At 47.4% G+C, this 23669-nt stretch carries 23 protein-coding genes; 21 read left to right on the forward strand and 2 right to left on the reverse strand.

Going from position 1 to position 23669, the window contains the following annotated elements:
- Positions 1-39: 39 nt before the first annotated feature.
- A complete protein-coding gene (locus tag J4G07_06195; protein ID MCE2413578.1) occupies positions 40-1098 on the reverse strand; it encodes a hypothetical protein in 1059 nt (352 codons plus the stop codon).
- 156 nt (positions 1099-1254) lie between these two features.
- Between J4G07_06195 and J4G07_06200 the strand changes: the two genes are divergently transcribed.
- From J4G07_06200 to J4G07_06300, 21 genes are all read left to right on the forward strand, one after another.
- Positions 1255-1623, forward strand: a complete 369-nt coding sequence (locus J4G07_06200) for an NADH-quinone oxidoreductase subunit A (protein ID MCE2413579.1) — start codon at positions 1255-1257, stop codon at positions 1621-1623.
- Complete coding sequence (locus tag J4G07_06205) at positions 1614-2126, forward strand: NADH-quinone oxidoreductase subunit B (protein MCE2413580.1); 513 nt, start codon at positions 1614-1616, stop codon at positions 2124-2126. The genes J4G07_06200 and J4G07_06205 overlap by 10 nt, the downstream gene beginning before the upstream one ends.
- The gene (locus J4G07_06210; protein ID MCE2413581.1) at positions 2119-2667 is read left to right on the forward strand and encodes an NADH-quinone oxidoreductase subunit C; all 549 of its coding nucleotides are present in this window, start codon (positions 2119-2121) and stop codon (positions 2665-2667) included. The genes J4G07_06205 and J4G07_06210 overlap by 8 nt, the downstream gene beginning before the upstream one ends.
- Positions 2668-3245: 578 nt before the next feature.
- Positions 3246-4442, forward strand: coding sequence for an NADH dehydrogenase (quinone) subunit D (nuoD, locus tag J4G07_06215; GenBank protein ID MCE2413582.1), 1197 nt, complete (start codon positions 3246-3248; stop codon positions 4440-4442).
- 54 nt (positions 4443-4496) lie between these two features.
- Positions 4497-4844 (forward strand): VOC family protein, encoded by a 348-nt coding sequence (locus tag J4G07_06220; protein MCE2413583.1) that lies wholly within the window; start codon positions 4497-4499, stop codon positions 4842-4844.
- Between the two features lie 195 nt (positions 4845-5039).
- A complete protein-coding gene (locus J4G07_06225) occupies positions 5040-5270 on the forward strand; it encodes a hypothetical protein (protein ID MCE2413584.1) in 231 nt (76 codons plus the stop codon).
- A 116-nt stretch (positions 5271-5386) separates the two neighbouring features.
- Positions 5387-5905, forward strand: coding sequence for an NAD(P)H-dependent oxidoreductase subunit E (locus tag J4G07_06230; protein MCE2413585.1), 519 nt, complete (start codon positions 5387-5389; stop codon positions 5903-5905).
- Between the two features lie 10 nt (positions 5906-5915).
- Positions 5916-7391 carry an NADH-quinone oxidoreductase subunit NuoF gene (gene nuoF / locus J4G07_06235; GenBank protein ID MCE2413586.1) on the forward strand — a complete coding sequence of 492 codons (1476 nt, stop codon included), beginning with the start codon at positions 5916-5918 and terminating at the stop codon, positions 7389-7391.
- A 205-nt stretch (positions 7392-7596) separates the two neighbouring features.
- A complete protein-coding gene (locus J4G07_06240) occupies positions 7597-9255 on the forward strand; it encodes a molybdopterin-dependent oxidoreductase (GenBank protein ID MCE2413587.1) in 1659 nt (552 codons plus the stop codon).
- A 151-nt stretch (positions 9256-9406) separates the two neighbouring features.
- Positions 9407-10591 (forward strand): NADH-quinone oxidoreductase subunit NuoH, encoded by a 1185-nt coding sequence (gene nuoH / locus J4G07_06245; GenBank protein ID MCE2413588.1) that lies wholly within the window; start codon positions 9407-9409, stop codon positions 10589-10591.
- 11 nt (positions 10592-10602) lie between these two features.
- Entirely contained in the window at positions 10603-11127 is a 525-nt protein-coding gene (locus J4G07_06250) for an NADH-quinone oxidoreductase subunit J (GenBank protein ID MCE2413589.1), read from the forward strand.
- Positions 11128-11299: 172 nt separating this feature from the next.
- A complete protein-coding gene (gene nuoK, locus J4G07_06255; protein MCE2413590.1) occupies positions 11300-11599 on the forward strand; it encodes an NADH-quinone oxidoreductase subunit NuoK in 300 nt (99 codons plus the stop codon).
- A gap of 54 nt (positions 11600-11653) precedes the next feature.
- Positions 11654-13555, forward strand: coding sequence for an NADH-quinone oxidoreductase subunit L (gene nuoL, locus J4G07_06260; protein ID MCE2413591.1), 1902 nt, complete (start codon positions 11654-11656; stop codon positions 13553-13555).
- 59 nt (positions 13556-13614) lie between these two features.
- Entirely contained in the window at positions 13615-14025 is a 411-nt protein-coding gene (locus J4G07_06265) for a DUF5069 domain-containing protein (GenBank protein ID MCE2413592.1), read from the forward strand.
- 80 nt (positions 14026-14105) lie between these two features.
- The gene (locus tag J4G07_06270) at positions 14106-15671 is read left to right on the forward strand and encodes an NADH-quinone oxidoreductase subunit M (GenBank protein MCE2413593.1); all 1566 of its coding nucleotides are present in this window, start codon (positions 14106-14108) and stop codon (positions 15669-15671) included.
- A gap of 51 nt (positions 15672-15722) precedes the next feature.
- Positions 15723-17162 carry a sodium:proton antiporter gene (locus tag J4G07_06275; GenBank protein MCE2413594.1) on the forward strand — a complete coding sequence of 480 codons (1440 nt, stop codon included), beginning with the start codon at positions 15723-15725 and terminating at the stop codon, positions 17160-17162.
- Positions 17163-17192: 30 nt separating this feature from the next.
- A complete protein-coding gene (locus J4G07_06280; GenBank protein ID MCE2413595.1) occupies positions 17193-18626 on the forward strand; it encodes an NADH-quinone oxidoreductase subunit N in 1434 nt (477 codons plus the stop codon).
- Between the two features lie 183 nt (positions 18627-18809).
- Positions 18810-19778: a Gfo/Idh/MocA family oxidoreductase gene (locus tag J4G07_06285; protein MCE2413596.1), complete on the forward strand. Its 969-nt coding sequence runs from the start codon at positions 18810-18812 to the stop codon at positions 19776-19778.
- A 235-nt stretch (positions 19779-20013) separates the two neighbouring features.
- The gene (locus tag J4G07_06290) at positions 20014-22245 is read left to right on the forward strand and encodes a copper-translocating P-type ATPase (protein MCE2413597.1); all 2232 of its coding nucleotides are present in this window, start codon (positions 20014-20016) and stop codon (positions 22243-22245) included.
- Between the two features lie 104 nt (positions 22246-22349).
- On the forward strand, positions 22350-22559 hold the full coding sequence (locus J4G07_06295; GenBank protein MCE2413598.1) for a hypothetical protein: 210 nt from the start codon (positions 22350-22352) through the stop codon (positions 22557-22559).
- The gene (locus J4G07_06300) at positions 22495-22995 is read left to right on the forward strand and encodes a Uma2 family endonuclease (GenBank protein MCE2413599.1); all 501 of its coding nucleotides are present in this window, start codon (positions 22495-22497) and stop codon (positions 22993-22995) included. Before J4G07_06295 ends, J4G07_06300 begins: the two co-directional genes overlap by 65 nt.
- Before the next feature lie 17 nt (positions 22996-23012).
- Here J4G07_06300 and J4G07_06305 read toward each other — a convergent pair.
- The coding region (locus tag J4G07_06305) for a glycosyltransferase family 9 protein (GenBank protein ID MCE2413600.1) at positions 23013-23669 on the reverse strand (657 nt) is incomplete at its 5' end.

Consider the following 23669-nt stretch of genomic DNA (forward strand, 5'->3'; position numbering starts at 1 on the left):
TGTGGTTCGTAGTCGCGCAATTCATTGCGCATTTCTGGCTCAAAGCTCCGGCAAATTCCCAACAATCTCCACCGTCCGCAGACTCACATCAATAACCCGCCCAATCAAATCCACAATATACCGCGGCTCGGTTTCACGATTCGGGTCGTTCACGATCCCAGTCCGTTTGTCCGTCTTGACGCGATACTGGTCCACGACCCACTCCAACGCCGAACGCGTGCCTAACCGATAATCATGTACCTCCGCGGGGATGGCGTCCAGCGTCAAAAAATCGTTGTATTGCAACTGCGTCTTGTCTTTCGACAATTTCATTTTCTCGACCCGCCAATCGACCCGCATCCCCGGCGTTTCAATATATTTCAACTCATCATATTTCGGAACGGATTCATAGTTAACGTGGATGTCTGCCAACGCCTCGCCTGCGGTGGCAAATCCCCAAAAGTCTTCAGCGAACGGGATATGTGGCAAATCGCGCTTCAGGTTCATCTCGTATTTCTCGCGATAGGCGGGGTGATGCAAGAGACCGTAATTATAGTGGAAGATGTCCCACTTGGTGAGGGTGTCGTCGCCATAGTGGGTTCGGAATTCTGCCAATGCCCAATCGGTGATGTTCTCTTGTCGGTTCGTGCCGTCCTCGTCGTAGGTGTAGAACGGGAAGCATTGAGAATCGCCTGTAATATGGAGATCTGGAATTACATCAATCATCAAGGCATGAAAGGATAACTTTGTCCCTGGAGGGCTAACACAAATGACTTGATTTTCCGATTCTGGTGTGATGAGGTTATCCTCTATATCTTTCGCTTCCCAGTAGGCAAAGGGGAGTCCGTATTCGTCGAGGATTACACCGTCAATGACGATGCGGTTTCCCGCTACCGTGTGCATGGAATATTGCGGAACAAGTGTGGCGTTTACCTGCTGCGCGCAGGCTTGCAGTAGCGTATCAAAAGGCGAGCTAACCGCCCCTTCGTGTGTGATCGTGTGTTGTTTGTAATGCTGCAGCGTGGTATAATAGTCTCGGATTGCTTTATGATTGGGTTTGAGATTGAATTTCGGCATGAAGATATAATAGCAGATTGAGGGAAATACGTCAATTTTCATTTTTTTCTAAAAAAACTTGACAATGTTTTTGAAATATGAGAAACTATTAATCATATTAGAAAATTGTGTGTCTGAGTCGGCATTAACCTTTCACTTTGGCAAAGTTCTCAAGCCAAAATTTTAGATGTGTGAGGGAAACCAAATAGATTAGAAACAATGTTAATAGATTATCTTCCAATCTTACTACTGGGACTCTTCGCAGTCCTCTTTGCGGGTATTAATCTCGCCCTAACCCATATTCTTGGACCCAAACGCCCGAATCGCGTTAAACTCTCCGTTTACGAATCTGGTGTCCAACCAATCGGCGATGCGAGACAACGATTTACGATTCGTTTCGATCTCATCGCGATGCTCTTTATCATCTTCGATATCGAGGTGGTGTTTCTCTACCCGTGGGCTGTGGTCTTCAAGAAATTCTCTGAAACGAGTGGTTTATTTATTTTAGTTGAAATGCTGGTGTTTATTGGTATTCTTCTTCTTGGCTATATCTATGCTTGGAAGAAAGGAGGCTTAACATGGGATTAGATTTTGTTGGACAAGGTGCCGATCAGACGGATGGGAATATCATCACAACGACTATTGATAAGGTTGTTAACTGGGGACGCAAGAATTCGTTATGGCCCATGCCGTTCGGGACAGCGTGCTGTGCAATTGAGATGATGGCGACCTTGGCTTCCAAATTCGATCTCTCCCGATTCGGTTCTGAAGCAATCCGTTTTTCACCCCGCCAATCTGATCTGCTCATCGTTTCCGGCAGGATTTCCATCAAGATGATGCCTGTGCTAAAACGTATCTATGACCAGATGCCAGATCCGAAATGGGTGATTTCTATGGGGGCATGCGCTTCCTGCGGCGGTGTGTTTGACACCTATACTCTCATCCAAGGCGTTGATCAGTTCATTCCTGTAGATGTCTACATACCCGGATGTCCGCCACGCCCCGAAGATCTCATTGATGCGGTGCTACAGGTGCAGCAGAAAATCACCAGTGGTGCCTCACCTAAAGGAGTCGAGGTTGTTTATGAATGAAGAGCAAGAAGTCGAAGAACAATCGAAACCTCTCGTCCTTGAAAAATTAGAGGAACACTACGCAGATGCCCTTTTGGCGCAAGACGAAATGCGTGGTACTGCCGTCGTTGTTGTCCGGAAAGAACAGGCTTACGCTGTTTTGGAGTATCTGAAAACTGACGCTGAACTCGCTTATTCCTTTCTCGTTGATGTTACCGCAGTCGACAATTCTCAGATGGAATCCGAATTGATGCAGTTTGACTATGCGAGGTTTATGGTCGTCTATCAGCTCTATTCCTATCAGGGACAGTGCCGCCTCCGAGTAAAGGTGCCTGTCCATGAAAATGACCTGAATATTCCATCTGTTGCTCCATTGTGGAAAGGTGCGAACTGGTTGGAGCGTGAAACTTATGATATGTTCGGTATCAATTTTGAGGGACATCCTGACCTTCACCGGATCTTGATGCCGGACGATTTTGAAGGACACCCGCTGCGAAAGGATTATCCACTCCGCGGACGTGGCGAGCGCGAACGCTTTAATTTTGATAAACAGAATGCGTAAGACAAAATAGCGATCAGCCATCAGCCATCGGCAGAAGATGTTATTGTTTAACGAGGGAAACACTCAAGCAAAAACACCTCTTTGCTGATTGCTGAAAGGATTTTTTGAAAAAAATCCGACCTGACTGCTGATAAAAAAGGAGTCGTTTCTAAATAGGGCTTTTTCTGTGCTTTCTTTGGTATTTCTATGTTACGGCATTCGGAGGCGTTTTGAGAGGTTCAAGTCCTCTCTGCCGTATTCAGTCGTGTTGTGTAAAAACCAAGCACACCTGACAAAAACCACGTCGGTTCGGCTGGAAGGGTTCATATACGAGTGAGACGAACCCTGACAGTGTGAGGACACTCGGTAGTGATAAAGCGTCAGTCTTTCGAGGCTGACTTTGTGGGTTCCACCATACCACGCGTTTCCTTGTGGTATGCAGTTCGTGTGTGATTTCTGGCTATCGTGGTCAGGCAACACTGATTACACACAGGATTAGAACACGACGGTGTTCGTAAAAGGGGGTAGGATCCCTCTAAAAACCTATTGCTTTCCATAGATATACACGGAAAAATGTAGTTTTTTAGGAACAGTATTTTATGCAAGGTGGGCTGGAACGCGCCACAGGTGAGAGGATGGTTCTCAATTTCGGTCCGCAACATCCGGCAACACACGGCACCCTCCGTATCGTGTTGGAGCTTGACGGTGAATCCGTCTTGAAGGCGACACCACATGCCGGCTACCTGCATACCGGATTTGAGAAACTCGGTGAACATTTGGATTACAACCAGTACATTGTTGTAACCGACCGGATGAACTATCTGTCACCGTTGTCTAACAATTTCGGATATGTACTTGCTGTTGAGCAGTTGCTCGATATTGAAGTTCCAAAACGGTGTCAATACATCCGTATTTTGATGGCGGAGCTTTCACGCGTCGCAGATCACTTATTATGGTTGGGAACTGCTGCGTTGGACTTAGGAGCATTCTCTGTATTCCTCTATAGTTTCCGCGAACGTGAAAAGTTGTATAGCATCTTTGAAAAGACGACTGGCGCACGGTTGACGACCAGTTACACGCGTATTGGCGGTGTGCTTCGCGACCTCTACGCTGGGTGTGAAGAAGATATACGTCAATTCGTCAGTAACTTCCCGAAGGCGTTGAAGGAGACACATACGCTCCTCACACGAAACCGTATCTGGATGGATCGCACGAAAGGTGTCGGGTCCATTTCAGCTGATGATGCTATTAGCTACGGGTTAACGGGTCCCTGCCTCCGAGCCACCGGTGTAGCGCATGACATACGCAAGGCTGAACCGTACTCCAGTTACGATGAAGTCACATTTGATGTGCCAGTTGGAACCAACGGCGATGCCTACGACCGCTACCTTGTCCGGATGGAAGAGATGATTCAGAGTTGTGGTGTCATTACCCAAGTCTTGGATAATATGCCTGACGGACCCGTCAACCTCGAAGATAACAAGATTACGATGCCGAATAAGTCCGATGCGTATGGGCATATTGAGGGATTAATCCACCACTTTAAGGTTGTTATGGACGGACACGGCGTAGAGACGCCAACGGGTGAGCATTATTGTGCAACCGAGTCACCGAACGGGGAACTCGGATTTTATATTGTCAGTGATGGCAGCGGAACCGCTTACCGCATCCGTATTCGTCCACCGAGTTTCTTTCACTTCCAAGCACTCCCCCACATGTTAGAGGGCGGAATGGTTTCTGATACTGTGGCTGTTTTGGGAAGTCTGAATGTTATTGCTGGGGAATTAGACAGATAACAGTAGGATGGGTTGAAAGAAGAGAGCGCAGCACACTACCTCAAGGAAAATGAAATGGAAATGCATCTCGGATCTATTATGCTTTTTGTTAAGGATATGAAGTCTGTCATCGCATTCTATAGGGATGTCGTCGGATTAGTACCAGAGGAAGATCAGCCGTTCCCAGAACATCGTTTTTTTCGCTTTGATACAGGTGCTTGCAAATTGTGCCTCCATAGCGCAAGCAAACCGAACGAGGGGCGACAAAAACTGGTCTTCCACGTTAAGAGCGTCAGTGCCGTTCATCAGCACCTGAAGTCGAAAGGGAAGCGATTACGAAAACTTGAAAATGAGGATGGGCGCGCCATTTTCGACATCCGAGATCCAGAAGGTAACCGTATTCAGTTTCACGGCAACTACTAAAACGAACGATATTTGGTAATTTAAGTTAAGAGAGACCATTTACGAAGCATTCATAGAATGTTCCACTTTTCGCCAAATTACTTTTTTTTGCAGTGGAAAATTAAATAAAAAAACATCGATAAACCCTTGTAGTTAGAGGGTTCTCTGGCGAATATCTTTTGTGCACTAAATGTTACACTATCGTAACATTTTTAAATGAAAAAGAAACTATTAGAAACCCAATTCGCGCTTTGCATCAAAAACAGCGGTTGTGAAGACATAGAGAAGCGAAAATTCTACCAAATTCTGCCTGATGAGGAAGCGGCTTGTGAGGGGTATCTTCGAGTCATTGATGAATCTTTGGAAGACTATTTATATCCCGAATCCTATTTCATCTTTATTGAACTACCTCCCAAAGTACAGGAGGCGTTCATAGCGGCAGTCTAAGTATTCTATGATCCAGTTAGCGGCGTTTTGTTTTATGTTTTGCCATTTTAGTTCAGAAGTCGTGAACCGGAGTTCGCTCTCGCTAAATGTCGATTGCCCAATAAAGGAAAACGTAGATGTCAGATGCACTCATTCAAATTGAAACGCCTTTCGCGTTTAATGAAGAAAATCAACGTGAATTCGACGCGTTGATAGGGCGGTATCCCGTTAAAGAAGCGGCGATGCTTCCAACACTCCATATCGCGCAAAGACAGGCAGGGTACATTACCCCTGCTGTCATGAAGTATGTCGCAGAGCAACTTGAGGTCTCTGTGATGAAAGTCAAGGATGTCGTCACTTTCTATCCGATGTTCTTTGAGGAACCGGTAGGAGAGTACGTCATTCGGATATGTCACACCCTTCCTTGTGCATTGCGAGACTGTAAGGGCGTTTTGGAACATCTTAAGACGAAACTAGACACGGATGTCGCTTCCGAAACCAATCTCGCGAAAGGCACAACTGCTGACGGAAAGTTCACGATTATGAAAGTGGAATGTCTTGCTTCCTGCGATGTCGCTCCTGTTATTATGGTAAACGACGATTTACATAAAAATTTAACCCCGGAAAAGGTTGATGAAATCTTAGACAATCTGTAGAGGAGAAAGTATGGTTCAAGAGAGACGAATTCTCTACGAGCATCTGGATGTGCCTGATATAAACACGTTCGATGTCTTTCGACAATACGACGGTTACACGCGTTTTGAAAAGGCAATCGCCGAATATCAACCAGACGATATTGCTAAAATGGTAATGGATTCCGGGTTGAAAGGTAGAGGTGGTGCCGGATTTTCAACAGGCTTGAAATGGAGTTTTGTTCCAAAAGACATAAAACCGTGTTACCTCTGTTGCAACGCTGACGAAAGTGAACCCGGAACATTCAGTAACCGCTACGTTTTAGAAAAGAATCCACACCTATTAATTGAGGGTATCCTGATTTGCTGCTATGCGATGGGCATTGAGACGACTTATATCTACATTCGCGGTGAATTCACACTCGGGAAAAAGATGTTGGATGCCGCTATCAAGGAAGCCTACGAGAAGGGATACCTCGGTAAAGACATCCGTGGAACTGGACTTAACGTTGACATCTATTCGCACCCAGGTGCCGGTGCCTATATCTGTGGCGAGGAGACAGGACTCATTGAATCGCTTGAGGGTAAACGCGGGCAACCTCGGAACAAACCGCCGTTCCCTGCAGTTGAAGGTGTGTTTGGGAAACCAACGGTCGTCCAGAATGTTGAGACACTGTGCAACCTACCCTTCATCGTTGGTAACGGTGTTGAGTGGTACACCCAAATGGGACCGACATACGCCGATACGCGTTCTGATCCGCCGACACCCGATCCCAACACGGGCACGAAACTCTATTGCATCAGTGGTGATGTTAACAAACCCGGTGTTTATGAACTCGATCTTGGTTTGACCTGTTCGGAACTCATTGAGGTGGCAGGTGGATTGCGCGGCGAAGAGGTGAAAGCGGTTATCCCTGGTGGTAGCTCCGCACCGATTTTAACGCACTATGAGTTGGACACGCGACTTGATTTTACTTCCCTCACGCTTGCCAAATCAATGCTCGGTTCCGGCGGTATCATTGTCATGAACGAGACTCGGAATATCGTCGATTGCCTGCTCAATATCATGAAGTTCTACGCCCATGAATCGTGTGGACAGTGCACGCCGTGCCGCTGGGGAACCCCATGGGTGCGAGATATTGTCCAACGCATTGCCGACGGAAACGGACGAAAAGACACGATGACACGTCCCAAATTCGGTGTCGCTGAAAATGGTAGATGGGGTGATACCGGTGAGACAGAAGAAATCTACGAAGACTTGGATTTACTGGAAAGTGTCGCCAATAACATTGCAAATGTGGATACGATGACGTGGAATACGATTTGTGTCTTTGGTATCGCGGTTTCCTGGCCCGCCGTGAGTTATATGCGTAAGTTCCGACCGGAATTTGAAGCCACCATCCGAGAAGGTAAACTCGTGACGCTACCTGTTGCTGAAGCAACCGTGCCACCGGAGGAAAATTACGCGTATCAACAGCGGTTTGTTCCGAAAGAGTTCGCTGACCTGTAAGACTAACCTTAGTCAGCAATTAACGGTACTGGTCAGCAGTCGGTAAAGAGGGTTTCGTTAGTTCCAAAGCAGTAGCCTGCAACAATACGCAGAAATCCGCAGAAACGCCCAAGCAAAAACCCCAAGCAAAAACACGCAGGCGGATTTACGGAACGCACGAGAAAGTCGGAGCGTCCATTATTCCTCCGCAAGGAAAAATTAAAATATGGCATTTGTTAAACTAAATGACCTTGAGATAGAGGTTGAAGACGGAACGAATGTAGTCGAAGCAGCAAGGGAACACGGTATTGAAGTCCCTCACTACTGTTATCACCCTGGGTTGAGCCGACCTGCAAATTGCAGAATGTGTCTCGTTGAGCCACACGTTTTCTTCCCACCTGCTGGTGCAATCGTCCCGGATCGGCAGCTCGCAACGGGATGTACGACCGTGCTAAGAACAGCACCACCGGATAGGAAACTTGACGGGAAATATGACTTTATTGTTCGGACAGATAGCCCGCGTGTGCAGAAGGCACGAGCGGATATACTTGAATTTCTCCTTGTCCATCATCCTCTTGATTGTCCAGTCTGTGATCAGGCGGGTGAGTGTGACCTGCAAGACTACTCACATCGACACGGATACGATAAGAGTCGTTATCTTGAGGTGAAAAATGTTCCACCCAAGAAAGACTTAGGACCCGATGTACTGCTCTACGCAACACGCTGTGTTGTCTGCACCCGATGTATTCGATTTGCGGATGAGGTATCTGGAACGGGCGAATTAGGCTTAGTCCACCGCGGCTCGCATGACGAAATTGATATTCCAAGAAGTCATGAAGGTATCCCTTTGCAACTGCTGGATAACAAATTGGCAGGAAATGTCGTTGATATTTGTCCTGTTGGTGCGCTGATTAGCAAGGATTTCTTGTTCAAGTCTCGTCCGTGGTTTTTGGAAAAAGCGAATAGTGTCTGTTCAGGTTGTAGTGTCGGCTGTAATATCACCGTAGAATATAAAGCCGATGGCGTCTACAGGATCAAGCCACGCTTCCATGAAGACATTAACCAACATTGGATGTGTGACGATGGTCGCCTCGGTTACCACTATGTCAACAGCGATGACCGGCTCCAACTCCCACTTAAACGGGTTGATGACGAACTCACTCCGACACATTGGGCAGATGCCTTAGGGACGATTACAGAAAAATTGTCGGACATAGAAACTGAAGATATTGTTGTTATCGGCTCTGCACAGGGGACAAATGAAGACAACTACGTTTTACAGCAGTTCGCTCATGATGTCCTGAAAACAACGCAGTTGGGACTCTTTGGGCAGCTGCCCGGTGAAGAACACAAGTTCCCACAATTTACGATTGAAGCCGACAAGAACCCAAATACGGCAGGCGCGCGAACGATACTCGGTTCTGCGAATGGGAATGTCGTTTTAGAGGGTGATACGCTTTGGGAAAAGGTATCGGGTGCAAAAGTCGTTTACCTCGTGAGTGGTGGACCGGAACGTCCTCTCGAAGATGCTGAAAAAACCGCATTGGAGAGCGTTGATTTCCTTATCGTGCAAGATGTTTTGCCTTCAGAAGCAACGCAGTTAGCTGATGTGGTGCTACCCGGAACAACTTTCGCCGAGAAAGATGGCACCTTCACTAACTCGACAGGTTGGGTGCAGCGGATTCGTAAGGCAATTGATCCACCGGGCGAAGCGCGTGTGGATTGGGAAATTACGCAGCAGATTGCCCAGCAGCTCGGTGGTGAGATGAACTATCACTTCGCGGGTGAGATTGCATTGGCTATTGCAGAGCATGTGCCGGGCTATACTGACACAACACATCAAAAAATTGGAGATGCAGGAATTAAATTGGCGATTAGCAATTAGCAGTTAGTTGTTAGTTAAGAGGTTTGGTTCAACAGAGGGTTCTTCAGATAACCTCAAAATCCGTAGCTCGTAATGTAGTAGAGAGCGGATTCGAGGAACGCCCGTCAACGTAGAAACGCATGTTATTTAACCGCAAGGAATAATTTAAAAAATGGAAAATTTCCCTCTCGTTTTAGTCATCAGTTCAATCGTCAAGATTCTCATCGTCGTCCATATGTTGCTTATTGGCGTGATGTTAATGATCTGGGCGGAACGGCGGGTGAGCGGATGGATGCAGGATCGGTTGGGACCTAACAGGGTTGGACCACAAGGACTGCTCCAACCTGTCGCAGATGGGCTTAAGTTCTTGTTTAAAGAGGACCTTATCCCAGATCATGTAGATAAACCGCTTTATGTAATGGCACCCGCAATGCTGTTAGTCCCAGCGCTTGTTACAGTTGCTGTTGTGCCATTTGGGAGTTCTATTACGGTATTCGGACATGAAATACCGCTCCAGATTGCAGATATCAACATCGGTATTCTGTATGTATTGGCGATAACATCCCTTGGGGTCTACGGTGTTGTCCTCGGGGCATGGGCATCTAATAACAAATATTCACTGCTGGGCGGTTTACGTTCCTCTGCACAGATGATTAGTTACGAGCTAACACTCGGGTTGGCAATCATCGGTCTGCTGATGCTAACGAGTTCTCTCAGCCTTCGTGAAATCGCAAACGAGCAAGGCGCGTACCCATGGCAGTGGAATTTCCTGATTCATTTCCCTGCATTTCTGGCGTTTACAACAGCGATGTTTGCGGAAACGAATCGATTGCCTTTTGATCTCGCTGAAGCGGAGCAGGAGCTTGTCGCAGGGTATCACACTGAATACAGTAGCATGAAATTTGCGATGTTTTTTATGGCTGAATATATGAACATGATTGTCGGTTCTGCCGTAACAGTGACGCTCTTCTTAGGCGGATGGCATTTCTTTGGTTTAGAAAATATGGGCGGTCCTGTATGGAGCGGACTCATCTCGTTCGGCATCTTTTTTGTTAAAACAGCGATTTTCCTGTTCGTATTTATCTGGGTGCGTTGGACGCTTCCTCGATTCCGCTATGACCAACTCATGAACTTGGGTTGGAAATTCCTATTGCCTGTTGCCTTGAGTTCAATCGTCGTAACCGGCATTTTATGGATAACGACCAACTCTCGTCTGATCGTAGGTATCGGAAATGTGGTTTCCGCGTTTATTGTTGTATCCATTGTCGCAGGACTCCTTGTCATGAGCACACCTAAGCCGGCAATCCAAGATAGTGACAATCAGCTTACCCCAACCGCTCTCGACGCAATAGAATAGGAGGCATGCTTATGAATGCAGAACAGATTCTATTTATTCTCTTTGGAGCGGTCTCGCTGATTGGCGCGATTGCTGTCATCTCGTTTCGACATCCGATTTATAGCGCGCTGTCGCTTATTGTAACGTTTTTCGCACAAGCAGGTCTTTTTGTCCTGCTGGGTGCACATTTCGTTGCAGCTGTGCAAGTCATCGTCTATGCCGGCGCGATTATGGTCCTGTTCCTCTTTGTGATTATGCTCTTGAACCTGGGGACACTCTCGGCGAAAGGGGCTATTGGAACGAAACTGAAGGGATTCGCTGTTATTTTGGGCATCCTCCTTGCCGCCGAAGGCATTTATATTGCAATGAATGCACTCAACGATACCGCAGTGGCAGCGGCAGAACCTGCGGCAGCGGTAACGACAACCACTTATGATATTGGTGAACTCTTGTTCAGCAAGTACCTTTTACCGTTTGAGGTTACCTCGCTTATCTTGTTGGCAGCATTGATTGGCGTTATCGTTTTGGTAAAACGCGAAGGGCAAGAAGAAAACTAAATTTTTAATGATTCGCAAAGCGTTCAATCAAGCAATTGGTTTAACAACGATCCTCGCTTAAGAATCGCCTGCGCCGTTGTTGCAGGCTACCATCACTCTTCAGCTCTGTAAAGGCGGTATATTTATAGATCGGGCTATAATGCCTACAACTGTTAAGGGAAAAGGTTTTTATATGTCATTAGAGTATTATCTCATATTGAGCGCACTCTTGTTTACAACGGGAGTCATCGGCGTCCTCATCCGCAGGAACGCTATTATCATCTTTATGTGTATTGAGTTGATGCTGAATGCGGCGAATCTTGCCTTTGTGGCAATCAGTCGTAGTCTCGGTGAGGCAACCGGACAGGTGTTCGTTTTCTTTGTCATGACTGTTGCTGCCGCTGAGGTGGCGATTGGACTCGCAATTATTGTGAGTGTTTTCAAACATCGACAAACAATCAATGTAGATGAAGTTAATTCGTTGAAGGGCTAAGCAAAATTGGTTATCAGTTAAAGAAGATTCTGAGAACCAATACAAGGATAAAAAATGACAATAGAATTAATTGTTATCCTGTTAGTTGCCCCACTTGTTGGGTTCCTGATTAACGGGTTATTAGGACTTGCAGAAAATAAGGGGCTAAAAGGTAACGAGCAACTCAGCGGCTGGATAGGTTCGCTTGCGGTGCTTGTCTCTTTAGTCTGCTCGATTATCGCTTTTGCCAGTTTGCACGGCGGTGCTGCCCCGTTCGATGAAACCCTGTATGAATGGATTACAGGCGAGTCGTTCGCGTTCAATATCGGGTTCCGTGTAGACGCACTAACGTCAGTGATGTTGTTAGTGATTACGGGTGTCGGCTTTCTCATCCACGTCTATTCGATTGGCTACATGCATGGCGATGAAGGATATACACGCTATTTTGCCTATCTGAACCTATTCGTCTTTGCAATGTTAATCTTGGTCCTCGGAAATAACTATCTGATGATGTTCGTTGGGTGGGAGGGTGTTGGACTCTGCTCATATCTTCTCATAGGATTTTGGTATGAGAAGCAAACGGCGACGGATGCTGGAAAAAAGGCGTTCATCGTGAACCGGATTGGCGACTTCGGGTTCTTGCTGGGTATGTTTACGCTGTTCGCTGCGTTCGGAACCCTCGATTTCGCATCAATATTTGATGCCGCTGAGGCAGATAATTTTCAGAAAGTTTTTGGTGCCAGTACCCTCGTAATTGCTACTTTGCTACTCTTCGTTGGCGCGATAGGTAAATCGGCGCAGATTCCGCTCTATGTATGGCTCCCCGACGCAATGGAAGGTCCCACACCTGTCAGTGCTTTGATTCACGCTGCTACAATGGTGACAGCGGGTGTATATATGATAGCACGCTCGGCTGTGCTTTATAATATCGCACATACCGGCGAAGTGGTCGCGTGGGTCGGTGTTTTAACTGCCTTCTTCGCCGCAACGATCGCACTTACCCAGAACGATATAAAACGTATCCTCGCCTATTCTACTGTGAGTCAACTCGGTTATATGTTCCTTGGTGTTGGTGTTGGTGCTTATGCATCTGGTGTTTTCCACTTAGTGACACATGCCTTCTTTAAAGGGTTGATGTTCCTCACCGCTGGTAGTGTGATGCACGCGATGGCGAATGAATTGGATATGCGAAGGATGGGCGGCTTAAAGGCAAAGATGCCGATAACGCATTGGACTTTTTTAGTCGGTGCTCTTGCTATTGCGGGGTTTCCGTTTCTGAGCGGTTTCTGGAGCAAGGATGAAATCTTACACAGTGCATGGGGGAGTTCGCCACTTATTTACGTCATCGGCTTAGTCACGGCATTCTTGACGGCGTTTTATATGTTCCGTCTAATCTTTGTGACGTTTTATGGTGAATCTCGTGTTGAACCTGAAGTCGCTTCGCATCTGCACGAGTCACCACCCGTCATGTGGGTACCGCTCGCAATTCTGGCGATTCCTTCTGCCTTGATTGGCTTACTTTTGGGTTGGGGTGGACATGAAAGTTGGTTCCACCACTTCACGAAGAGTGTTTTTCCAGAGGCGCACCATGAGGCATCGGGTAATGTCATCTTATTTATGGTGATTTCATCTGTGGTCGGTTTGGCGGGAATTGCGTTTGCTTGGTCGCGCTATCGTGAAAGAACGCCATCTGAGGCGCCTACCAATGCGCTACACAAACTTCTTGTGAACAAGTACTATGTAGACGAGGTATACAACGCGCTCATTGTGCAACCGATTAAAAACGGTTCTCATTATCTGCTCTGGCGAATTGTCGATAACGGCATTATTGATGGGATTGTCAACGGTGTAGGATCTATTATCCGATTTATTGGTGGAACGTTGCGCCGCCTCCAGACAGGAATTGTCCAAGCGTATATTGTATCAATGGTTCTCGGAATAGTGTTATTCCTCGCATACTATCTGTTTTTTACGTAGCCCGTTTGTATTTTAAATGTGAACCCTCCTTCTTTGAGGAACACTGATGGAGGAAGAAAATGAAACAGAAAACTTTTCGACCACGGGATATGCTCAACAAAGAAGTTGCCGTGATCTGTGGGGTCGCCAGGTTGACAGATAAAGCACGAGCTGCCCACGCTGGAGAAATCGGACGTTATAAATACGGTGCTGATTCCAAACAAGATACTGCGATTTTATCCTTTCTCAATATCTCAGCGGAGGCTTTTCAGGAAGTTGCTGTGCAAATCGACAATGATGTCAAATTGGGTGCGTGGATTCTGGACAACTGTGGAAGATCAGATAAAGATATTTCCACCTTCAACCGTAAGTTAAGAACTTGGTGGAAAAATAAAATACCTGCAGACAGTTTCTCGAAACGCCGCCGCGAATTGGGGCAGCAAGAAGAAAATAGGATGCGGTATTGGCTTTACCCTTGGTTCTGGCGGTGATTTATTCCTTTAAGAGAGGAAATCGCGATCGGTAGGTTGTGCCTATCGACGGAAGTTAAGATACCCTAAAGGAGGTTTCCTTGTTACTTTCGATAGTCATCTTTTTACCACTGCTCGGCGTGATAGCGATCGCGTTGCTCAGAGGACTCGGTGCGTCCGCTGTCAAAGGCATTGCACTTGTCATTGGACTCCTGACGTTTATTGTCTCGTTAGGACTATACACCGGGTTTGACGCAACGACGGCAACGTTCCAAAACGTCACACAGCAGGCATGGATTCCCGGTTTAGGTACAAGTTACCACATCGGCATCGATGGCATTTCACTATGGTTAGTGTTGCTTACAACTTTCCTGACACCGGTGTGTATCCTTGCGGCATGGAACTCAATCGAGAAAGGGCTAAGCGGTTTTATGATGTCGCTCCTCGCTCTTGAGACCGGGATGTTGGGTGTCTTCTGTGCTTTGGATCTGTTCCTCTTCTTTGTATTTTGGGAGTCGATGCTGATTCCGATGTACTTCCTCATCGGTATTTGGGGCGGAGAACGTCGAATTTATGCTACTGTGAAGTTCGTGCTTTATACAATGGCAGGCAGTGCGCTCATGCTGGTTGGCATCTTAGCACTCTACTTCCAAAACAACAATAGTTTCGACCTCACGACGCTCAGCGGTCCATTTGAACATTCAAATCTATTGTTCCTTGCGTTTTTCATTGCATTTGCCATTAAGGTTCCGCTCTTTCCCTTCCATACGTGGCTACCGGATGCCCACGTTGAAGCCCCCACGGTGGGAAGTGTAATCCTTGCCGGGGTGCTACTGAAAATGGGGACCTATGGGATCATCCGATTTTGTCTGCCACTTTTTCCCGATGCAGCGACTGAATTCACGCCCTTGATTGTGCCGCTCGCTGTAATTGGCATCATTTACGGCGCATTGGTGGCGATGGTTCAACCGGACCTGAAAAAACTGGTCGCATATTCCAGCGTAAGCCATCTTGGATTTGTTGTGTTGGGGTTGTTCTCTAAAAATCCCGCCGCTATTCAAGGAAGTGTCTTACAAATGATAAACCATGGCTTGAGCACGGGTGCGTTGTTCCTTTTGGTTGGAATGATTTATGAACGACGACACAGCAGAATGATTGTGGATTTCGGGGGCTTGGCGAAGGGTATGCCGATCTTTGCTACGATTTTTATGGTGGTGACGCTATCGTCAATCGGGCTACCGGGTCTGAATGGATTCGTTGGCGAATATATGATACTGTTCGGCAGTTTTGTTCAGGGAGCTTTCTCAAAGACATATGTAGTGATAGCAACAGCAGGTGTCATTCTGGCAGCTGTGTATATGCTGTGGATGTTCCAACGGGTGATGTTTGGGACACTGGATAAGACAAATGAAGCCTTACCAGATCTGAACGCACGCGAGATCGTTGTGATGCTGCCGATACTGCTGTTTATCGTCTGGATCGGCGTTTATCCAAAACCTTTCCTGAGTAAGATGGAAAAATCAGTGGGACTTGTCGTGACGCAGGTGCAAACCGAATCTGCTGTGGGACGCGCCGGAGAACAGACACTACAAGGCACCGAACTCGCTCTACACGGAACACAGCGTGCAGAAAATGAAAAGATTGAAAAGGAGGCAGAGACGAAGTAAGTGAAGTTTAAACTTGCATCAGGGCTTATTCTTTGTGTGATTTTGGGACTTATGCTGTCGGTTTCAATGGAAGCCTTCGGCGCAGATGACGCACATGGCGGCGATGCGCATCACGGTCATGGAGTTGACGGTGCGAAATTGCCTATTTGGAGTATCATTCCGTTCGTTGGTATACTCCTCTCTATTGCAATTTTCCCACTCGTGTTGGATTCCCATTTTCTGGTCCACCACGGCGGAAAAATGTCATTGGTTTGGGCGTTAGCCTTCGCTATTCCGTATCTCATAGCGTTTCAAGGAGAAGCGTTTTACGACATTCTGCATATCTATCTGATAGACTATATCCCCTTCATTATTCTGTTATGGGGATTGTTCACGGTTGCGGGTGGGATTCTCGTGCGTGGGACATTGCGTGGCACACCGATAGTTAACACACTCTTACTACTTATCGGCACTGCTATCGCCTCATGGGTAGGGACAACTGGCGCATCAATGCTCCTCATCCGCCCGCTAATCCGAGCAAATGCATATCGGCAGAACAAGATTCATCTGGTTATCTTCTTCATCTTTCTCGTGAGTAACATCGGTGGTTCTTTAACACCGTTGGGCGATCCGCCGCTGTTTTTGGGATTCCTGCACAACGTCCCTTTCTTCTGGACGACGACAGCTCTCTTTCCACACATGCTGTTTATTAGTGTGATCTTAATTGCGCTTTTCTTTGTGATAGACACATTCATGTTTAAACGGGAAGGCGGTGTCGTGCCAGACGACGGGACTAACGAACCCATCGGCGTTGACGGACTTTTCAATCTCGTCTTCCTCCTCGGCATCGTCGTTGCTGTCTTAATGAGCGGCAGTTTCAAGTGGGGAGAAGTCAATATCTTTGGTGTGCATGTATACTGGCAGAATATTGCACGCGACGTGTTGATTGTTGTCATGGGGCTGCTATCCCTCAGATTCACACCCTTTAGTGGTGAGTTACGTCAGGCGAACGAGTTTTCGTGGGAGCCGATTGAAGAGGTAGCAAAGGTGTTCGCTGGCATTTTTATGACCATTATTCCGGCGTTAGCGATTCTAAAAGCCGGTGAAAACGGCGCGTTACGTGGGTTAATTGGGGCGATAAAAGAACCGATGCACTATTTCTGGATAACGGGTATTCTGTCAAGTTTCTTAGATAATGCCCCGACTTATCTGACCTTTTTCAACACAGCACTCGGAAAATTGCACCTCACTGAAGCCGTAATACCGGAAATTTTGTCTGGACAATTAACGGGTCCCGAACACTTAGAGTTCGTCAAATTGCTAACGGCTATTTCTGTTGGAGCAGTGTTTATGGGTGCAAATACATACATCGGCAATGCACCCAATTTCATGGTGAAGGCAATCGCGGAACAAAGCGGTATCCGCATGCCGAGTTTCTTCGGATATATGCTCTGGTCGGTGGTAATTTTAGTCCCGCTCTTTGTGATTGTGACGCTTGTGTTCCTGCGCTAACGCACTTAAGACTACAAAAGGAGGTTTTAAATGCCAATAGAGATTAACTGGCAGTTACTGATGCCGGAGCTGATCATTGCTTTAACGTTGCTCATCGTCCTCGTTTTTGATCTGTTTGACTCCATTTCAAAATCGATTCTCGGCTGGATGACGATCGTTGGGGCTGGAATCGCGCTATGGGTCTCTATCCAGATGCATCAAGCAGGCACAGTTGGCACCCAGTTCAACGATATGTTCAAGGTGGATAATTTCTCCCTCTTCTTCAACATTATTTTCCTCGTTTCGACGATTTTGGTCGCTTTGATTTCGATGAGTTATTTGGACAGGGACGACAGGAAACAGGGACCTTACTACCTACTTATTCTGCTGGCGACCCTCGGTATGATGTTGATGGCCGCAGGCAATGAGTTGATTATTGTCTTCCTCGGCTTAGAACTGATGTCATTATCGTTGTATGTATTGGCAGGCTATTTTCGAGATAATCCTGCTTCAAGTGAGGCGGGCATGAAATACCTATTGCTCGGTGCGTTTGCCAGCGCGTTCTTCCTTTACGGAATCGCTCTGATTTACGGGGGTGCGGGAACGACGAATGTCCCTGCGATCGCTGAGGCGATTACTGCTCCAAATAAATCACCACTGTTGTTAGCAGGCATGTTCCTTCTTATTGTTGGATTTGGATTTAAGGTCGCTATTGTTCCGTTCCATCAATGGGCACCGGATGTTTACGAAGGCGCGCCTACAACAATAGCCGCGTTTATCTCTGCTGGACCAAAGGCGGCTGGGTTCGCAGCATTCCTCAGAATTTTTATGGAAGCACTCCCAAGCCTACAAGTCGAATGGAGTGGCGTTGTCATTGTATTGGCGATGTTAACGATGACTGTCGGAAATGTCATTGCGATTGCGCAGACGAGCATCAAGCGGATGCTCGCGTATTCAAGTATCGCCCACGCGGGTTACGTACTCATAGGTTTAGCGGCGGCAAATAATGACGGAATTTCGAGTGCGATGCTTTATCTGCTCGTTTATTGTGTAATGAACATCGGCGCGTTCGGTGCGGTCATCTTGGCGAAAACAGAGGACGGCGAGAGTCTCATGATTTCCGATTACGCTGGACTCGGTCTTCGTAAACCGTTACTTGCTATGTTTATGACGATAATGCTTTTATCACTCGCCGGTTTTCCACCGACTGCTGGTTTCGTCGGAAAATTCTATGTTTTCAAATCAGCAGTCCAAGCAGGACATATCTGGCTTGTCATTATTGGTGCCATCAATACAGCAATATCGGCGTTCTACTATCTCCGTGTTGTTGTGACGATGTATATGCGTGAACCGGAAGAGGAGTTGCCATTCGCGTCGTATCCGAGCACGCTTGTTGTGGGATTGGTTCTCGCGGCGATCGGTGTATTGCTCATAGGGGTCCTGCCATCGCTCATGCTCGCTCCGGCACAGAATTCAGTTTTTTAATAGTTTTCAGTTCGGATTTTTTCTCACGAAAAAATCCTTTCATTAAAAATAGGGTTTAAATTATTGAAGTGTGGAAGGATGGAAGGTGGATTCCTCTGTCTTCCACACTTTTGTTTTTCTCTTGCCGAAATACAAAGCAAGGGATTTTGCATAAGTCTTAAGAAAAACGAAAAAGAGGACGTTATGTCAGATGTTAGGTTAGGTTTTATCGGCACGGGTGGCAATATGAATCGCCATTTGCGTGAATTAACCGAGATCGGCGGCACAAAATTCGTCGCCTTCTGTGATATTGTCATCGACAAAGCGGATCAGGCTGTCACCCAATATGGTGGTAAAGCCTATGCAGACTATAATCAGATGCTCGCGAGCGAGGAATTGGATGCCGTTTATATTTCGATTCCGCCGTTTGCACATGGTGCCCCCGAGCGCGCTGTCATTGCTGCCGGACTGCCGATGTTTGTAGAGAAACCGGTGCACATGGATGCCGACGAAGCAAAAGAAATCGCCGCTGAAGTCGAAGATAAAGGGATTATCACCGCTACTGGGTATCAGGAACGTTATCTTGATATTATCGACAAGGCGCAGGAACTTCTTGCTTCTCGTCGCGTTGGGTTCTTTATGGGCTACTGGATGGGTGGCATGCCCGGTGGATGGTGGCGCGAGAAGGCGAAATCCGGCGGGCAGCTTATGGAGCAGACGACGCACGAATTTGATATGGCGAGATACCTCTTTGGTGAAGTCAAAACCGTCTATGCTGTCGCACGCAACGATATGATCCCGAATACCGATTACGATATTGAGGAAGCTTCTGCTGTCTCGTTACAATTTGAGAGTGGTGTCTTTGGTATTATGTTCTCCGCCTGCTTCACAACGAATGGGTTGCGGCGTTCCGGCTTAGACATTTTCTGTGAGGACGGTTCACTTGAATACCATCTCCGCAGTGCGCTTGTGCTCTCTACTGCTGATGAGACGACTACGTGGAATCCTCAAAACAATTGCACAATTGAAATGGATAGCACTTTCATTGAAGCAGTCCGCACAGGCGATGGCAGCGCGATCCGATCCCCGTATTCGGATGCCGCTAAAACCGCTATTTTGTCAATCGCTGCCAATGAATCTCTTGAAACGGGTCTACCTGTCCATTTAGGCTAACCCAGAGATTTTCGCATTATTATATCCAATCCTTGCATCCCTTGTCCGCGATGTGCTAAAATATTGGTAAAAAGGCTATTAGCAATCAGTTATCGGTTGTCGGTGAAGAGATGTTTGTTAAATGAGGGAAACACCCAAGCAATACGCAGAAATACCCAAGCAAAACACACCTCTTAACTGATAACTGAAAACCGAATGGATTTTCGGAGAAAATCCGAACTAACAACGAAAAAAAATGGAATATCAACTTAACCTCCCCATCACTGGGATGCACTGCGAAAACTGTGCAAGCACTATCACACGACATCTAAAAAAAATGGAGGGTATCCTTGCCGCAGAGGTCAGCCTCGCGACTGAATATGCCGCGGTTACCTTTGAAGCATCCACACTCAGCGAGGAAGCCATCGTCGATAAGATCCGAGATCTCGGCTTTGACGTAGTTGATGCGGACGAAGAAGACGCAGCTCGCGCTGAGGAGTTCCGACGGCAAAAGATGCAATTCATCGTCGGGATCATCTTCACGCTCCCACTTTTCCTGATCAGCATGGGTAGAGATATGAACCTGTTAGGCGCGTGGGCAGCAGCAAACTGGGTTAACTGGCTCATGTTTGGTTTAGCGTTACCTGTGCAGGGTTATGTTGCTTGGGACTATTACATTGGCGGATTTAAAGCCTTACGCAACCGATCTGCCAATATGGATGTCCTTGTCGCTATGGGTTCATCTGTGGCGTTTCTCTATAGCCTCACTGTAACGATCGCATTAGGGGGCGAGGGAGCGCGCTTCGGGACTCACGTCTATTTTGAGACTGCCGCTGTTATCATTACATTGATTAAGTTAGGGAAACTTCTTGAAGCACGTGCCAAAGGTAAAATAAACGCAGCCCTCAAAAAACTTCCTCAACTTTCCCCTAAAATAGCGTGCCGTTTAGAAAACGGCGAAGAACAGCACATCCCTATCGAACAGGTCGGCGTAGGAGATGTCCTTCTGGTGCGTCCCGGCGAAAGTATTCCTGTTGACGGTGTGGTGCGGAGCGGCAAAAGTGCCATCGATGAAAGCGTTTTTACCGGAGAAAGCCTGCCCGTAGATAAGGGACCCGGCGACCTTGTGACCGTAGCGACGATGAACCAGAGTGGAATGCTCACAATGGAAGCCACGCATATCGGGGCGGAAACGGCACTTGCCCGTCTTGTCCAATTGGTACATACAACACAACAGAGCAAACCTCCTATCCAACGCGCTGCCGATGCGGTCACAAATGTGTTTGTGCCTGTCGTCAGCGGGATCGCCATTGTGACGTTTCTCGTATGGTGGTTCCTTATCGGAGCAGGTTTCACCCCGGCAATGCTCCGCTTAGTTGCTATCCTCGTCACAGCCTGCCCGTGTGCGTTGGGACTTGCCACGCCAACTGCCGTTATGATGGGAACCGGTATTGGTGCGCAGCGCGGCATCCTCTTCCGAAACGGCGAAGCACTTGAGCGCGCTGGAGAGTTAACCACAATTGTCCTCGATAAAACAGGCACCTTGACAGAGGGGAAACTCACACTTACGGATATTCTCACGGATAGAGACGAATCGGAACTCCTACAACTCTCTGCCGCTGCAGAACGTGGCAGTGAACATCCCATCGGAAAAGCAGTTGTCCAAGCGGCTAAGGAACGTGGACTGGATATCGCTACACCGAGTCAGTTTGAAGCCGTCACTGGACACGGTATCGCCGCACAGGTCGGTGAAAATAGTGTCATCATCGGCAATTTACCCTTAATTCAACAACACAACATTCCGACAAGGAGATTTGAAGAAGACGCAGAACGTCTACAGACCGAGGCAAAAACAGTCCTATGGATTGCCGTTAATGGAGACGTTGTAGGACTTCTCGCGGTCGCCGACACCTTGAAATCCGAAGCGCAGGCTGCAGTCTCGGAACTCTACGAACTTGGATGTACGGTATCAATGATGACAGGGGATAACCGCGTTACGGCTGATGCAATCGCCAAGGCTGTCCGGATTAGCGATGTCATGGCAGAACTCAAACCCGAGGATAAAGCAGCAGCCGTTAAAAAGCTACAGTCGGAAAATAGTGGACTTGTCGCGATGGTAGGCGACGGTATCAACGATACCCCCGCATTGGCACAAGCCGATATCGGAATCTCACTCGGCACCGGCACCGATATTGCCAGGGAAACAGCACACGTGACCCTCATGCACAGCGATTTGCGTGGACTCGCCGATGCAATTCGACTCAGCCGCTCGACGATGCGCACGATTAAACAGAACCTTTTCTGGGCGTTCTTCTACAATGTCCTTCTCATTCCTGTCGCCGCGGGCGCGCTGTATCCACTACCTTTCGTGCCGATGATGTTTCGGGAGTTACACCCGATGCTTGCGGCGTTCGCTATGGCATTTAGCAGTGTATCTGTTGTGCTAAACAGCCTGCGTCTGCAATGGCGACAAAATTCTCATTTTTAATCAAAATGTAGTTAAGGATGTTCCAAAACCCCTTGCTATCTCATGGTTCTTGTGATATAATCATCTCACAAATTGATGTTATGATAGGGACGGGAGGTAAGACGATGCAGGAAAACGTAAAAGCTGCACCGACGGTCATCTATCCTGAGTCGGACGGGAAACCTATGGCAGAGACCGAATACCATCGAGACATCATGATAGATTTCATTCAGATGCTCAAACACTATTTTCGTAATGTTAACGATGTGCATGGAAGAAGGCAACCCAAGGAAATCGGTTTCTCCAGATGTGTTCGTCGCCTTCGGGGTCAGTAAAAAACGGCGACGCACCTATAAAATATGGGAAGAAGGACAGGCTCCCGATTTTGTGTTGGAAGTCGCGAGTCCAAGCACATACAGGCACGATCTAACACGTAAAAAGGACCTGTATGCGTCGGTTCTCGGTGTCCGCGAGTATTATATCTACGATCCGTATCACGAAGTCAATCCCTATTTCCTCGGATACCGTCTTGTAGACGGGATATACCAAGAGATAGAAATTGTGAATGGTCGTATGCCATCGGTTGTTTTGGGTTTGGAATTAGGTGAGCGTGAGGGTGTTTTCGGACTCTATGATCCGACGCGTTCAGTTTGGTTGCAACCACTGGAACAACAAGTTAAACAAGAAGTGGAGGCACGACAACGCGCTGAAGCAGAACTCGCTAAGGCTTTAGCTGCGCTTAAACGTCTTCAAGAAGATACAGATGTCTGACACAGAGGTCCAGTATCTCAAGCAACAGAAATATAACGTTCTACTGCTGCTAATACTTGCTCCGTTGTAATCCCCGCAATCACTGCACAACTACCAACGTCACACCCCCCTGGATGCCGCCCCGGATGGCAAGGATTGCATCCTAAATTTATCCCGCTCTGCAAAACTGTATGTGGGTCCCCGTAGGGACCGCTCCGCATATGGTTCGTTGAACCGAAAAGCGCGACGACAGGAGTTCCCACAGCTGCTGCAATATGCATCGGTCCCGTGTCATTTCCAATATACACATCGCATGCGGAGATTAACGCCGCGAGGTGCCGAAGATCGCCCGTTTTGACGAGCATCGGTGGGACTTCCATCATTTCTGCAACCTGCGTTTGGAGGTGCCGTTCGTTCGGACCGGCAAAGAGTAAAATCGTTGCGTTTCGTTTTTCTGCTAAAATACTCGCGACATCCGCATAGTTCTTTCCGTCCCACAACTTATATTCCCAGTTCCCGCCGGGATGGATCCCGATTAACAGTCGTTCTGACTTAAGGTCAGCCTTGGTAAGAAAATTATGCGCAGCAGTCCGTTCCGCTTGTGTCAATTCTAAGCATGGGTGGGCATCCGTTGTGTCAACGTCATGTCCCTGAAGCACTTCCAAGTATCGAGTGACAGCATGCCGGTTGCCGTC

The sequence above is a fragment of the Candidatus Poribacteria bacterium genome, assembly GCA_021295715.1.
Lineage (GTDB): Bacteria > Poribacteria > WGA-4E > WGA-4E > WGA-3G > WGA-3G.

What these genes read in the sequence shown, in the direction of transcription:
- J4G07_06265 (MCE2413592.1), top strand. Translation starts at nt 13,615, where the DNA reads ATGAAACAGAAAACTTTTCGACCACGGGATATGCTCAACAAAGAAGTT.
- J4G07_06240 (MCE2413587.1), top strand. Translation starts at nt 7,597, where the DNA reads ATGGCATTTGTTAAACTAAATGACCTTGAGATAGAGGTTGAAGACGGA.
- J4G07_06205 (MCE2413580.1), top strand. Translation starts at nt 1,614, where the DNA reads ATGGGATTAGATTTTGTTGGACAAGGTGCCGATCAGACGGATGGGAAT.
- J4G07_06225 (MCE2413584.1), top strand. Translation starts at nt 5,040, where the DNA reads ATGAAAAAGAAACTATTAGAAACCCAATTCGCGCTTTGCATCAAAAAC.
- J4G07_06295 (MCE2413598.1), top strand. Translation starts at nt 22,350, where the DNA reads ATGCAGGAAAACGTAAAAGCTGCACCGACGGTCATCTATCCTGAGTCG.
- nuoK (MCE2413590.1), top strand. Translation starts at nt 11,300, where the DNA reads ATGTCATTAGAGTATTATCTCATATTGAGCGCACTCTTGTTTACAACG.
- nuoL (MCE2413591.1), top strand. Translation starts at nt 11,654, where the DNA reads ATGACAATAGAATTAATTGTTATCCTGTTAGTTGCCCCACTTGTTGGG.
- nuoD (MCE2413582.1), top strand. Translation starts at nt 3,246, where the DNA reads ATGCAAGGTGGGCTGGAACGCGCCACAGGTGAGAGGATGGTTCTCAAT.
- J4G07_06275 (MCE2413594.1), top strand. Translation starts at nt 15,723, where the DNA reads ATGCTGTCGGTTTCAATGGAAGCCTTCGGCGCAGATGACGCACATGGC.
- J4G07_06200 (MCE2413579.1), top strand. Translation starts at nt 1,255, where the DNA reads ATGTTAATAGATTATCTTCCAATCTTACTACTGGGACTCTTCGCAGTC.
- nuoF (MCE2413586.1), top strand. Translation starts at nt 5,916, where the DNA reads ATGGTTCAAGAGAGACGAATTCTCTACGAGCATCTGGATGTGCCTGAT.
- J4G07_06285 (MCE2413596.1), top strand. Translation starts at nt 18,810, where the DNA reads ATGTCAGATGTTAGGTTAGGTTTTATCGGCACGGGTGGCAATATGAAT.
- J4G07_06250 (MCE2413589.1), top strand. Translation starts at nt 10,603, where the DNA reads ATGAATGCAGAACAGATTCTATTTATTCTCTTTGGAGCGGTCTCGCTG.
- J4G07_06210 (MCE2413581.1), top strand. Translation starts at nt 2,119, where the DNA reads ATGAATGAAGAGCAAGAAGTCGAAGAACAATCGAAACCTCTCGTCCTT.
- J4G07_06280 (MCE2413595.1), top strand. Translation starts at nt 17,193, where the DNA reads ATGCCAATAGAGATTAACTGGCAGTTACTGATGCCGGAGCTGATCATT.
- J4G07_06300 (MCE2413599.1), top strand. Translation starts at nt 22,495, where the DNA reads ATGGAAGAAGGCAACCCAAGGAAATCGGTTTCTCCAGATGTGTTCGTC.
- J4G07_06195 (MCE2413578.1), bottom strand. Translation starts at nt 1,098, where the DNA reads ATGAAAATTGACGTATTTCCCTCAATCTGCTATTATATCTTCATGCCG.
- nuoH (MCE2413588.1), top strand. Translation starts at nt 9,407, where the DNA reads ATGGAAAATTTCCCTCTCGTTTTAGTCATCAGTTCAATCGTCAAGATT.
- J4G07_06230 (MCE2413585.1), top strand. Translation starts at nt 5,387, where the DNA reads ATGTCAGATGCACTCATTCAAATTGAAACGCCTTTCGCGTTTAATGAA.
- J4G07_06290 (MCE2413597.1), top strand. Translation starts at nt 20,014, where the DNA reads ATGGAATATCAACTTAACCTCCCCATCACTGGGATGCACTGCGAAAAC.
- J4G07_06220 (MCE2413583.1), top strand. Translation starts at nt 4,497, where the DNA reads ATGGAAATGCATCTCGGATCTATTATGCTTTTTGTTAAGGATATGAAG.